Source organism: Tissierella praeacuta (assembly GCF_040396155.1).
Lineage (GTDB): Bacteria > Bacillota > Clostridia > Tissierellales > Tissierellaceae > Tissierella > Tissierella praeacuta_A.
The window spans coordinates 115,088-128,345 of record NZ_JBEBOY010000001.1 but is presented as its reverse complement, the minus strand read 5'-3'; the positions used below and the strand labels follow the sequence as shown (position 1 = coordinate 128,345).

General features: G+C 28.9%; 11 protein-coding genes and 1 riboswitch. Of the genes, 6 read left to right on the top strand and 5 right to left on the bottom strand.

Annotated features, from left to right (window positions below):
* Positions 1-96: 96 nt before the first annotated feature.
* Positions 97-504: an LAGLIDADG family homing endonuclease gene (locus tag ABWP20_RS00600; RefSeq protein ID WP_353092694.1), complete on the bottom strand. Its 408-nt coding sequence runs from the start codon at positions 502-504 to the stop codon at positions 97-99.
* Positions 505-803: 299 nt separating this feature from the next.
* Here ABWP20_RS00600 and ABWP20_RS00595 point away from each other — a divergent pair, with 299 nt between their 5' ends.
* A complete protein-coding gene (locus ABWP20_RS00595) occupies positions 804-1,331 on the top strand; it encodes a GNAT family N-acetyltransferase (protein WP_353092692.1) in 528 nt (175 codons plus the stop codon).
* Positions 1,332-1,458: 127 nt separating this feature from the next.
* On the opposite strand, the gene ABWP20_RS00590 is transcribed toward ABWP20_RS00595, so the two are convergent.
* The 4 genes from ABWP20_RS00590 to ABWP20_RS00575 all read right to left on the bottom strand — a co-directional run bounded on the left by ABWP20_RS00590 (position 1,459) and on the right by ABWP20_RS00575 (position 5,700).
* A complete protein-coding gene (locus ABWP20_RS00590; protein WP_353092690.1) occupies positions 1,459-2,826 on the bottom strand; it encodes an ABC transporter substrate-binding protein in 1,368 nt (455 codons plus the stop codon).
* Positions 2,827-2,895: 69 nt separating this feature from the next.
* Positions 2,896-3,717: a carbohydrate ABC transporter permease gene (locus ABWP20_RS00585; protein ID WP_353092688.1), complete on the bottom strand. Its 822-nt coding sequence runs from the start codon at positions 3,715-3,717 to the stop codon at positions 2,896-2,898.
* Positions 3,718-3,730: 13 nt separating this feature from the next.
* The gene (locus ABWP20_RS00580) at positions 3,731-4,636 is read right to left on the bottom strand and encodes a carbohydrate ABC transporter permease (RefSeq protein ID WP_353092686.1); all 906 of its coding nucleotides are present in this window, start codon (positions 4,634-4,636) and stop codon (positions 3,731-3,733) included.
* A 17-nt stretch (positions 4,637-4,653) separates the two neighbouring features.
* Positions 4,654-5,700, bottom strand: a complete 1,047-nt coding sequence (locus tag ABWP20_RS00575; protein WP_353092684.1) for an ABC transporter ATP-binding protein — start codon at positions 5,698-5,700, stop codon at positions 4,654-4,656.
* A gap of 308 nt (positions 5,701-6,008) precedes the next feature.
* Between ABWP20_RS00575 and nhaC the strand changes: the two genes are divergently transcribed.
* The 5 genes from nhaC (at position 6,009) to cbiB (ending at position 12,936) form a co-directional block, all read left to right on the top strand.
* On the top strand, positions 6,009-7,430 hold the full coding sequence (nhaC, locus tag ABWP20_RS00570; protein ID WP_353092683.1) for a Na+/H+ antiporter NhaC: 1,422 nt from the start codon (positions 6,009-6,011) through the stop codon (positions 7,428-7,430).
* Positions 7,431-7,728: 298 nt separating this feature from the next.
* A complete protein-coding gene (mprF, locus tag ABWP20_RS00565) occupies positions 7,729-10,311 on the top strand; it encodes a bifunctional lysylphosphatidylglycerol flippase/synthetase MprF (RefSeq protein ID WP_353092681.1) in 2,583 nt (860 codons plus the stop codon).
* A gap of 15 nt (positions 10,312-10,326) precedes the next feature.
* Positions 10,327-11,079: a sugar phosphate isomerase/epimerase family protein gene (locus ABWP20_RS00560; protein WP_353092679.1), complete on the top strand. Its 753-nt coding sequence runs from the start codon at positions 10,327-10,329 to the stop codon at positions 11,077-11,079.
* Positions 11,080-11,090: 11 nt separating this feature from the next.
* Positions 11,091-11,939, top strand: coding sequence for a cobyric acid synthase (locus tag ABWP20_RS00555; RefSeq protein ID WP_353092677.1), 849 nt, complete (start codon positions 11,091-11,093; stop codon positions 11,937-11,939).
* A gap of 55 nt (positions 11,940-11,994) precedes the next feature.
* Positions 11,995-12,936, top strand: a complete 942-nt coding sequence (gene cbiB / locus ABWP20_RS00550; RefSeq protein WP_353092676.1) for an adenosylcobinamide-phosphate synthase CbiB — start codon at positions 11,995-11,997, stop codon at positions 12,934-12,936.
* Between the two features lie 49 nt (positions 12,937-12,985).
* Positions 12,986-13,164: riboswitch (cobalamin riboswitch) on the top strand.
* Positions 13,165-13,258: the final 94 nt, after the last annotated feature.

Below are 13,258 nucleotides of genomic sequence, written 5' to 3'. Positions count from 1 at the left end.
GATATAGTCAGTGCCTTTAGGAAACTATTGGATATCATGTCCCACCGCCTCCACCATACATAAATCAAGCTCTAATGAGGAAAATCATTAGAGCTTTTACAATGCAATAAATTCATTATAAAATTGTTCTTTAGCTAATTTTTGAACTTCATTATATCTGCCATTTCGTATAGTGACCTCCTTATATTTAGAAATAATATGTTGTGCTCTAGCTTTCTTTTTTTCTATTACCAAGTATGGTTCAATATCTTGTAGAAGTTGTATGGCTTCATTATATATTATTGTATATGTATAAGAGTTCTTATGTTTTTCTTTATTATAATTTTTTTTAGTAGTAATTTTACCAGACTTTACAGTATTTTTAATCCATTGTAATAATTCTAAATCAGTGGAAGCAATTGAAACACATGGGGAATGATATTGGTTTTTATGGAATCTTGTAAGCATAATGCTACCTTCTCCATCTATAATACCAGCTATATAGGCTTTTTGAGTATCAGTCATTGACACACCTCCTATAAACGAACGTTCTAAATATATTATATAACAAATTTTAATAGTAGTAAATAAAATATGCTTTATAAGTTTAAATATTTACTTACATGATATAGATTGTAAATTCAATCATAGATTTGTTTGATTATAACTTTAAAATGTTACATATGCTATAGAATCAATAATTAAAAAGTAGTAGCCTGTTATTCTAAATAAAAATCTCAGTATGAATAAGCTTGACATCTGTATTTTAATGGTATATATTAGTAAAAATACTTTATATAATATTAGAATAAGGGGGAATTGAGATGTATTATGGAGAAAAAGTTTGTTTGAGAGCCTATAAAGAAGATGATATACCAATGGCAACATCATATATTAATGATGAAGAACTTAAAAAATTATTAGTTACAGATATTCCTTTTCCAATGACCTTATGGGAAGAAGAAGAATGGATAAAGTCTCAAAAAAGCAACCAAAGAGGCAACTACAATTTTGCCATAGAAGATATAGAAACGAAAAGATATATAGGCGGCTGTGGTATTCAAGAGGTTAATTGGCTAACTCGTGTTGCAACAGTTGGAATTATGATTGGAGATAAGGAATACTGGGGAAAAGGATATGGTACTGATGCAATGAAAGTACTTATAGATTTTGTCTTTAACAAAATGAATATTCGCAAGGTAAGGTTAAATACCTTTTCATTTAATACAAGGGCTAAAAAGAGTTATGAGAAATGTGGATTTGAAGTAGAAGGAATTTTAAAAGATGAAATATTTAAAGATGGAGAGTATTATGATGAAATAATAATGTCGATTTTTAATAAACGGGATTAATATATTAATAATACAGATTTTATATTCATTAATAAGTGAAAATTAGTATATTTATGAAATGCTGAAAAAATAAAAGGGAAAAGTTTCTAGAAACTTTTCCCTTTTATCGTATAAGATAAATTGGATTTTAATTTTTTCTAGCTTCCTCTAAGGCTCTAGTACCTCTTTCTTGAGCATCCTTTAGAGCTTCATCTATGGATTTTTCACCAGCAAATACTAAATCCAGTTCTTCACCTAGAACATCAAGAGCATTTATACTTCCAATATTTCTTGCACCTTGGAAACCAATATTAAAGCTTTCTAGGCCAACTGCTTTAGTTGGATTTTCTTCTAAGTATTTTTTATATTCTGGGATTTCTCTTGCAGAATATCTAACAGGTAAATAGCCAGTATTTTGTGCTAAAAAAACTGTATTCTCAGGAGTAGATAGGTATTTAGTAAATAACCAAGCGCCTAATTTTTCTTCTGGAGTTCCTGTATTATATACGGCAATATTTGTACCATAGTATAGTTGGTCATTAGTTTTATGTGCTGGAAGAGGAGCTAAGAACCAATTAACTCCTTCTACAGTATCTTTCTCTAGACTTGATAGAGCTGAAGTTGAAGCAACACACATTGCAGCCTTTCCTTGTGATAAAGGCAGATTTGCATATTTATCTTCTCCTGCTAATCTAGCAACTTTTGACTGAATTAAACCATTTAAAAATTCTATTGCTTCTTTAGTTTCTGGAGTATCGAAGAATAACTCATTTGTTTCTTCACTCATTGTAATACCTCCGGCTTGTTTTAGCCAAGGAGCTATATCTGTTGATATATTATTAGCAAATACTATACCATATATATCTGGTTCCCCGTCTCCATCAGTATCTTTAGTTAATTTTTCAGCTGCTGTTTTCCATTGGTCCCAAGTCTTAGGTATTTCTATATTGGCTTCTTTAAACATATTTACATTATAGTATAGAACCATTTGGCTTTTATTAAATGGCATAGCATACTGATGACCGTTCCATATACCATCATCTAAGAATAGCTGAGGATAGTCTGCTTTTTCTTCATCACTAAATCCAATTTTCTCATTTTCCATATAAGGATCTAAATTTTCAACTAATCCTTTTTCAATATACCATGATAATCTATTACAATAGATTTGGGTCATAGTTGGAAGTTGATTTGCCTTAGCTGCAGCCATTAGCTTTTCAAATAGCTCCCTATAATTACCTTGGAATTGTAAATTAATTTTAATATTTGGATTTTCATTCATAAAGTTTTCAGCTAAAGTAACTAATGTTTCTTCATTTGAACCAGCCATGGAATGCCAAAATACAACTTCAACTGGTTCGGTAATTTCAGTTGCAATTGTATTACTTTGAATGTTTTCCTCATTTACATCATTAGTCTTTGCTTCTACTGAATCATCAGCTGCTTTTTTACTACAGCCAGCTAATCCTATTACTAAAACCAGTGTTAAAATTAATGATAATATCCTTTTATTCATTCATACTACCTCCATTTTATTATTAATATTTTTAAATTTATCTATATAGAGTAGATAAATTTTTTAATCTTAACCTTTTATTTCAGATTTAAACACTCCAGAAATTATATATTTTTGAAGCTTTATATATAGGATGATTATTGGAAGTATTATAATATTAGTAGCAGCCATCAATATATTATAATCAGTTCCTACTTCATCTACAAATGCAGATAAAGCAACAGGCAGAGTTCGCATTTCTGTTGAATTAGTTACAATAAGAGGCCACATAAAGGAATTCCAGCTGCTAATAACTTTAAGTATTATAAGGGTTACTATGGCAGGTGTAGCAAGTGGAACCATTACTAGCCATAAAAATTTAAAGTCTGTACATCCGTCAATTTTGGCAGCATGATTTAATTCCTTTGGTATGCTCATGAAATGTTGTTTTAATAAATAAATCGTATATATACTAGCACACCAAGGTACTATAAGAGCCTTATATGTATTTATCCAATTTAATTTACTTAATGTAACAAAATTAGGTATTGTTAAGACTTCAGTAGGTACCATCATAGTTGCCACTAATATGGTAAATATAATATCTCTTCCTTTAAAGTCTATTTTAGAAAATGCATAGGCTGCCAATATTGTAGTTATTAATTCTCCAATAGTTATAGATATAGTAACTATAACACTATTAAAAAAATACCTCTTAAAAGGTGCAGCTTCTAAAGCTAGTTTGTAATTTTCCCACATTAACTTTGAAGGTATGAACTTTGGAGGCATTATAAGTACTTCATTGGATTGTTTTAAAGATGTAGATAACATCCATATAAATGGTACTAATATAAAAATAGCACCAATAATAAGTAATAAATATATAATTGATTTTGATATAAATCTTTTCATCAGTCTCATCCTATCAATAATTGGATTTTATTTTACTAATCTTTAACTGGATTAAAGTAAATATTAATATTATTATAAATAATACTACAGCTGCTGCTGAGGCAATAGAGAATTGCCAATGTCTATAGAATTTATTAAATATATAATATACAATGGTTAAACCACTTTTAAGAGGTCCTGTACTAGTATTGTATAGTACAAAAACTTCATCAAATATTTTAAAAGCTCCAATTATAGATGTAATAGATACGAAAAATAATGTAGGAGTAAGTAATGGCAATGTTATATGAGTAAATATCTTTAATCTGCTGGCACCATCTATTTTAGCTGCAAGATAATATTTTTTATCGATATTTTGTAGACCAGCTAAAAATATTATTATCTTATATCCCATGCTCTTCCATATACTAAAAAGGACTAATATAGGTATTGTATATTTAGGATTAGTTAGCCAATTTATTTTCTTTCCTCCAAGAAGTAATATGAAATAGTTTGCAAGTCCATAGTCCTTATTAAAAATCCATCTCCAAATTATAGACAAAGCTACAGTGGAAGTAACAAATGGTAAAAAATAGACACTCCTAAAAAAATTACCTAATTTTATCTTTGAATTCAATAAAATAGCAAATCCTAAAGATATGATTATAGATAATGGAACTACACCTAATACGAAAAAGAATGTATTTTTAAGTGCAAGATAAAAATCAGGGTCAGTTAACACGTATTGAAAATTATCAAATCCTCTTTCATATACTTCTCCTGATAAATAATCGAAGTCAGTATAAAATGCCATGCTAAATGATTTTATAATAGGATAAATCTTAAATAAAGTTAAAATCAGCATGGCAGGGAATATATATAATAGTCCTTTTATTGTGTTATTTTTAAACAAAGATTTTATTTTTTTCAAATATTTCACCTAACTCCAAGGATATTTTAGAAAAAATATATATTTTTAATATCTAAACATAGCTTGTCTCCAGTATTGACATTAAGATCCCAAGAAGCAACCATAGTTATTTTTATATCTTCATTTAATTTAGCAGTAATATAAATTTCTTTTCCCATTATCTGTGTATTTGTAACTATGGCTGAAAATATAGCCTTATCTTCTGTAGTGATTATAAAATCTTCTGGCCGAATTCCAAGGGTAATTTTATTATTATTTATTTTCTTATCCTTAAGATAATTGGATAAATCTATGATAATATCACTATTATTTAGAGTTACATTATTTTCATCAGAATAAATAGTTCCTTCAATAAAATTAATAGGAGGATTTCCTAAAAATTTAGCTACAAATTTATTAGTTGGATTAGTATACATTTCTCTAGGTGTAGTATATTGTTGACATACTCCATCTTTCATTAATAATATCTTATCGGAAATGCTCATGGCTTCTTCCTGATCGTGGGTAACAAAAATGGTTGTTATATTTATTTCCTTTTGGATTCTTCTTATTTCCTCTCTCATTTCAATACGTAATCTAGCATCTAAATTGGATAAAGGTTCATCTAATAAAAGAATCTTAGGTTTTTTTACTAAAGCTCTTGCAATAGCAACTCGCTGTTGTTGTCCACCTGATAATTCTGATGGTTTCCTATTTAGTAAATCACCTATTTTGGTTAACTCTGCCATTTGCAGAGCTGATTTTTCTCGAGTTTTTTTATCTATTCTTTGCATTTTTAAAGGAAACAAGATATTTTTTAGTACAGACATATGAGGATAAAGAGCATAGTTTTGAAACACCATTCCTATGCCTCGATTCTCTGGTTCTATATTATTGACATTCTGATTGCCAAAGAAAATATTACCAGAGGTAGGTTTATATAACCCTGCGATTAAAAATAAAGTAGTACTTTTACCACATCCGCTAGGCCCTAATATAGATATTAGTTCCCCATCATTTATTTCTAAATTCAAGTTATTGACTGCAATAACAGAGCCAAATTTCATATTTAAATTTTCTAGTTTAATTTCCATAAAATTATTCCTCAAAACTATTTAAATTTATATTTTATAATTTAAATTTATACTTTATAATATTTACATTATTATAATCAATATCAAGATATCATTTTCTGGGATATATGTTAAATTATATATTTGTATAGGTGGCTAGATTGGTATAGAAAATAGTAATAATCTGAATATTCCTAAAATAGAAGGGGGATATAGTATTATTCAAATTTGTCATAAAACCTAAACTTTTGTCTAAACCGTTGACATGGTTTCTAAATTATATTATAATTTAGAAAATTTCAAATATTAAATTAAGGAGGATAATAAAATTGAAAAAGACAGCTCGTAAGCCATACTTATGGGAAGCATCACTATCATTTGCTTTCCTAATCCTTGTCATGGGGACTAGTATCTATTTTTATGAAGCTAATCCACATATTCCAATGCTTATAGGAACTTTATTTGCATCAATGATAGCGATGAAAATTGGTTTTACTTGGAATGAAATTGAAAAGGCAATGTTTGATGGTATCTATCAAGCATTACAAGCAGTTATTATTTTGGCAATTATAGGTGTTCTTATTGGATTGTGGTTGTTATCTGGTGTAGTTCCCAGTATGATTTATTATGGATTAGCAATTCTGAAACCTGGAATTTTCTTAGTGGCAACTGTCATTATTTGTTCAATTACATCCTTAGCTACAGGCACTAGCTGGGGTACTGCAGGAACTATTGGTATAGCATTAATAGGAATCGCCAAGGGACTAGGTATACCTGTTCCTGTCGCAGCAGGTGCTATTATTTCAGGGGCATATTTTGGAGATAAGATGTCACCTTTATCTGATACGACAAATTTAGCACCTGCAGTTTCTGGAACTGATGTATTTACCCATGTAAAAAATATGGTTCCTACTACATTGGTTTCATATGGTATTACTTTAGTGATATTTTTAGTTATGGGGTTTAAATATGGTGGTGAAGGTGTTGATGTATCAGGCATAAATGCTATTAGAGAGGGAATAGCTTCTTCATTTAATATATCTCCATTATTATTGATACCTCCTATAGCTGTAATAGTATCCATAGCATTTAAATTACCTGCTATTCCAGGCATTACTATTGGTATAGTATTAGGTGGAATCCTTGGTGTAGTTATGCAAGGGGCACATTTAGGGGATTTATTGACTGCAGCATATGAAGGATTTACATCAGAAACAGGTATTGAGATGATAGATGAGTTATTATCTGCTGGAGGATTAAATGGTATGATGTATTCCATTTCCCTTACGATTATAGCCATGATGTTTGGTGGCATAATGGAAAAGACTGGACAGCTTGAGGTTATAGTAGGGGCTGTATTAAAGAGGGTAAAACGTGTAGGTTCATTGGTGGCTATGACAATATTCACCTGTATATTTAGTAATGCAACAATGCCTGAACAGTATATTTCAATAGTAGTACCAGGCAGGATGTATGCTAAATCATATAGGGAGAAAGGTTTACATCCTAAGGTATTGTCTAATACTTTAGAGAGTGCTGGAACACTTACTTCTGCTCTTATACCTTGGAATACCTGCGGTGCTTTTCTTTATAGTATTCTTGGAGTTACAGCAATGGAGTATGGTAAATATGCATTCTTTAATTATCTAACTCCTATAATAGTTATTATATTTGCATATCTAGGATTAAATCTACCTAAGATAGAAGACGATCCTGATACTATAATAGGTTTAGAAATGGAAGGCGTGTAAATATATTGGATTTAATAAAAGAAATACAAGTTTTAATAGGTTTTAAAATGAAACTTAAGTATATTAAAAAGGTTTATAAAGCTAGGAGCTGATTTCTGATGTGTACAGAAGTCAGCTTTTATTATTGTTGATAATATTAAAAAAAACATGTAATATATTATTTATATGAGAATAGTTTCAATATAATAAATTTAGATACGTTAACTTAAACTTGAGCAATAGAAGATATAGTGAAAACAGAATAAGTATTTAATAATAGAGAATATTAAAAAGTGAGCAAGTGAATACGGAGGGGTATATGGGAAGGTTTAGATTATTATTAAAGAAAAATGGAACAAAGATTTTAAAGCTGATTTTTATGCTTTTTATAATATGGATTGTAATTACCAGTGGAGCAAGGGAATTGAGATCCATAAATTTTGCTAAAACAATCTCTATAATTAGAGGATTTCCTATAAATCGTATATTGATATTTGCTGTTCTAGGAATGATAGCAGTATCTTCAATGAGCTTATATGATTTTCAAATAGTTAAATATTTAAATCTCAATATTAAAGGCATAACGATATTTAGTATTACTTTTGTTGCTAACACAATAAATAATATTTCAGGTCTAGGAGGTCTAACTGGTGCTTCTATTAGGTCTATATTATTCAAAAATAGTACAGACACTAAGGAAGATATAATAGATTATAATTTGTTATTAATTCCAGCAACAGGCATAGGTCTTTCTTCTATGATGATTATTGCATTATTTAAATATCAATATATAATTCCGATTATAGAAAAACACAGACTTATTATTGCAGCAATCACTATTTTTATAATATATTTCATAATATACTTTTTTATAGATAAAATCTTCTATAGAATAAACAAAAGTTTGCCAAATGGAAAGAATCCTACTAGGATTGTATTGAGGACAAAGCTATTATTATTATCTTTTATAGATTGGAGTATTGCTTTTACTCTATTTCTTTCTATTGTGAGACAGTTTAACCAAAGTATTAACTTTTCTATTGTATTTATTATATTTGTTTTAGGATCAATAACTGGGATTTTAAGTTTATTACCAAGTGGAGTTGGATCCTTTGATTTAATGATATTATTAGGTTTTCAATATTATGGAATGGCAACTGAGGATGTTTTGGCAGTTATAATACTTTATAGGATGTTCTATTATATAATACCTTTAATAGTAGGGATTATATTTACTTTAGTAGTACAATCTAAAAGTGATAATAAATTAATTCAATTTATTAAATTATCAAGGATAAAAGATTTTATAAATAAAACCTCTATTATCACAAATTTATTGCTATCTATATTAATATTAGCAAGTGGAGTAATTTTATTGTTATCTGCATTAGTTCCAGGAGTAATTGAGCGAGTTAGAATAGCCACAAGACTTTTATCTTTTCCGATCTTACAATTATCACGTCAATTATCTATATGTGTAGGTATATTATTAATAGCAGTTTCTCGACAAATAAGAATGAAAGTAAAACGAAGCTATAGAATAACTATGTGGTTATTATTTTTAGGTTCCATATTTACATTAATAAAGGGTTTTGATTATGAAGAAACCATTTTCTTGCTTTTAGTTTTAATAATATTGAAAATGTCTAAGGAAAGTTTCTATAGAAAAAGCTTACCGATTGATTGGTTTAAGGTTTCTATAACTATGGTATTAGCATTTATAGGAATTTTAGCATATATGAAAATGGCTCATATAATATGGAAGGGTTTTATAAAAACCCAACATTTTAAGACATTGATATCAAGACTTAACTGGTGGAATGTTCTTGGTGGTATTAGTGCTTATGGACTTTTAATTATTTTCATTGTTTATTATGAATTAACTAAAACTAGAATAACAAAAGATCCTAGATATGAAAGTGCTGATGAAGAAAAGTTAAATCATTTTCTACAGGAATATGAGGGTAATTTTTTAACCCATCTAATATTTTTAAAGGATAAGCATTTGTTCTGGGGTAAAGATAACAAAGTATTGATTCAATATGAAATAAGCCATAATCTTGCAATAGTTTTAGGAGATCCTATTGGGCAACAAAAATACTTTAATGAAGCTTTAACAGAATTTCAGGATTTTATAGATGAATATGGATATAAATCAGTTTTTTATCAGTCTAGTGAGAAACTATTGCCATTTTATCATGACCATGGATATTATTTTTTCAAATTAGGTGAAACAGGATTAGTAGAGTTGGACAATTTTGATATAAATAGTCCTAGGAGTAGAGACTTTAGGAATATCCTTAGACGATTTGAAAAAGATGGTTTTGTTTTTGAGATGTATAATGAGAACTCTTTAGATGAGGATTTGTTCATATCCTTAAGAGAGATTTCTGACCAGTGGTTACATGATAGAGAGGAAATGGGATTTTCCATTGGATGGTTTAATAGGGAATATTTAAATAAGTCTAAAGTAGGAATTGTAAAGAATGAAGAAACTGGAGAAACGATTGCCTTTGCATCAATAAGCCCTAGTTATGATAATAGTTCGGTTTCAATTGATTTAATGAGATTTAAAAAAGATGTACCTAGTAATACTATGACATTTTTAATATTAAATTTACTCTTAAAGTTTAAAGAAGATAATTATAAATTATTTAATTTAGGAATGGCACCCCTTTCAAATGTTGGTATAGCCCAAAATGCCCATATACAAGAAAGAATGGCTCATTTAGTATTTAAATATGGTAAACATTTTTATAGTTTTGATGGATTAAGAAAATATAAAAACAAATTTGACCCAAGATGGGAAGGAAGATACTTAGTTTATGAGGATTTCATTTTGCTTCCATCTTCGTTAATAGAAGTCACATGGCTTATTCATTCAAAGAAGAAAAAAATTTAAAGAAACGGTGAATATATGGAAAAAAAAATATTAAAGACTATCTCTAGTATTGATAGTTTAAATATGGAAGAATTAAATAATCTTAATATGGGCGTTGAAATACAGGATTTAACAGAACCTAATTTATCTGTATCTGAGATTAATAAAATAGTAGCTCAATATAAAGAAAGATTCCGAGAATTTAATAATATTAAAGCTTTACATGGACCTTTTTTAGATTTAAAACCTTCAAGTCCAGATAAATTAATTAGGGAAGTAAGTTATAATAGATATTTATATACTATAAATGCAGCTAAGGAATTGGCTATGGATTATTTAATATTTCATAGCCAAATAAACCCATATTTAAACCAACCATTTTTAAGAGAATTAAATAATATACAAAGTAAAGAATTTTGGGAAAAGATATTAAAGGAAGTACCAGATTATAAAGGAACAATATTATTAGAAAACATATTTGAAGAAACTCCAGATATGTTAAAGGAATTAATAGAAACCATAAACTTATCTAATATTAAGATTAATCTAGACATAGGACATGCTAAGCTAGGTAAAGCTTCATTGGAAGAATGGATAAGAGAGCTTAAAGACTATATAGTATATATTCATATACATTCTAATGATGGGTTATATGATGAACACCAAAGTCCAGCTTTAGATGAAATAGAGAATTTATATTATATATTAGATAAATATGATTTAAATCCGGTATTGTCTTTAGAGTATAAGGTAGATAATTTAAGAGAAGAAATAAAAAGATATAGGTAGGAGGAGATTATATGGCAAATATTATGGTACAAGGAACCACATCTTCAGCAGGTAAAAGTCTTATGTGTACAGGATTGTGTAGAATATTTAAAGAAGATGGATATAAGGTATATCCATTTAAGTCTCAAAATATGTCATCAAAATATTATACTACTAAAGAAGGCTATAAGATAAGTACTGCTCAAACTTTACAGGCAATAGCTGCAGGAATTGAGCCGAATCCAAGTATGAATCCAATCTTACTTATACCAAAATCTGATAAGGGGTCTATGGTAGTTATTAAAGGTGAAGATAAAGAGGATATGGAAGCTGTAGAATATTTTAAATACAAAAGTAGTCTTAGACCAATGATTCTTAATATATATAATGAAATAGAAAAAGAGAATGATATTGTAGTTATAGAGGGTGCAGGCAGCCCAGCAGAAATAAATCTAAAAGAAAATGATATAGTAAATATGGGGATGGCTGAAATGGCAGATGCCCCAGTGATTTTAGTTGCAGATATAGATAGGGGAGGGGTCTTTGCTTCTCTTTATGGTACTGTAATGCTGTTAGAGGAACATGAAAGAAGGAGAATAAAGGGACTTATAATAAATAAGTTTAGAGGAGATAAATCTCTTTTAGATTCTGGTATTGACATGATTGAAAAATTATTAAATATACCAGTAGTAGGCACTATACCCTTTGCACATTTGGAGTTAGTAGATGAAGATAGTCTAGTGGATTATGAGAAAGAGTGTAATACAAAGCCACAAACGGAAGAACAAATGGAAGAGGAGTTAAATAAATTAGCTGCCATATTAAGAGAAAATATGGATATAGATTATATTTATGAAGTAATGGGAATTAAGAAATATTAATGATTAAAGGATAATTGACGATATAGGGCAGTTAGCCTATTAAGGAGAAATTAATATGTTAATTAGTGTAATATTTGCAGTTATATTAGATTTTATCATAGGAGATCCATATAGTTTTCCACATCCAGTAAAATTAATGGGGAAAATAATTTCCCTTGAGGAAGGAATAGTAAGAAAAATCACTCAGTCCAAAAAAGGACTTAAGATTTCTGGATTTATTATTGTTATAGTAAATATTTTACTTGGGTTTTTTATACCTTATTTATTATTGGGTTTTATAAGACAATATAAAATCCTTCATATAATAGTAAATACTTATTTAATATATACATGTATAGCAGCAAGATGCTTACATGATGAAGCCATGAAAGTATCCAAGGCTTTAGATATTGGCATAGAAGAAGCTAGGACAAGACTTTCTTATATTGTAGGAAGGGAAACTAAAAATCTTTCAGAAGAAGAGATTATAAGGGCTACGGTGGAAACTGTAGCAGAGAATACATCTGATGGTGTTATTGCTCCTTTATTTTATATAATGCTTTTAGGTGCTCCAGGAGGACTAGCATATAAATTTATTAATACTATGGATTCAATGTTAGGATATAAGAATGAGAAATATATGGATCTTGGATTTTTCCCTGCAAATGTAGATGATATATTTAATTATATACCTGCTAGGATTACAGGTCTATTTATGTGTATTAGTTCCACATTTAAGTTTAATATAAAGAATGGTTATAAGGTTATGATTAGAGATAGAAAAAATCATAAAAGTCCAAATTGTGCATATCCAGAAGGAGCTGTGGCAGGACTTCTAGGTATTCAACTGGGAGGAAACAATTATTACCATGGTAAACTTTTTGAAAAACCAACTATAGGGGATAGAATTAAGAATATTAATAAAGTAGATATAAATAATACTATAGAAATTATGTATCGGAGTGAAATACTATTTCTGATTATCTATATTGCATGTAATTTAACCTTTTATTTATAAAAATATCTTGTATTAAATATAAACTTATGATAGCATTTAAAATGAAAATTTAATTTAAAATACATTAGGTTCTATACAAGAATAATAGGGAAATGGGTGAAAATCCCATACAGCCCCCGCTACTGTAAGTGATGATGAAATCAACTTATGCCACTAGAGAAATCTGGGAAGGCGTTGATGGTAAAATGATTCACAAGTCAGGAGACCTGCCTAATAGTATCGAGTGACCTTCGGAGGGAAGGAAAAGCTTCAACTATTGATTAGTTAAATCAGTATATTTCCATCCCTAATCTGTTTCAGGTTAGGGATTTTTATTCTCCTC

What these genes read in the sequence shown, in the direction of transcription:
- ABWP20_RS00600 (WP_353092694.1), bottom strand. Translation starts at nt 504, where the DNA reads ATGACTGATACTCAAAAAGCCTATATAGCTGGTATTATAGATGGAGAA.
- ABWP20_RS00595 (WP_353092692.1), top strand. Translation starts at nt 804, where the DNA reads ATGTATTATGGAGAAAAAGTTTGTTTGAGAGCCTATAAAGAAGATGAT.
- ABWP20_RS00590 (WP_353092690.1), bottom strand. Translation starts at nt 2,826, where the DNA reads ATGAATAAAAGGATATTATCATTAATTTTAACACTGGTTTTAGTAATA.
- ABWP20_RS00585 (WP_353092688.1), bottom strand. Translation starts at nt 3,717, where the DNA reads ATGAAAAGATTTATATCAAAATCAATTATATATTTATTACTTATTATT.
- ABWP20_RS00575 (WP_353092684.1), bottom strand. Translation starts at nt 5,700, where the DNA reads ATGGAAATTAAACTAGAAAATTTAAATATGAAATTTGGCTCTGTTATT.
- mprF (WP_353092681.1), top strand. Translation starts at nt 7,729, where the DNA reads ATGGGAAGGTTTAGATTATTATTAAAGAAAAATGGAACAAAGATTTTA.
- ABWP20_RS00560 (WP_353092679.1), top strand. Translation starts at nt 10,327, where the DNA reads ATGGAAAAAAAAATATTAAAGACTATCTCTAGTATTGATAGTTTAAAT.
- ABWP20_RS00555 (WP_353092677.1), top strand. Translation starts at nt 11,091, where the DNA reads ATGGCAAATATTATGGTACAAGGAACCACATCTTCAGCAGGTAAAAGT.
- cbiB (WP_353092676.1), top strand. Translation starts at nt 11,995, where the DNA reads ATGTTAATTAGTGTAATATTTGCAGTTATATTAGATTTTATCATAGGA.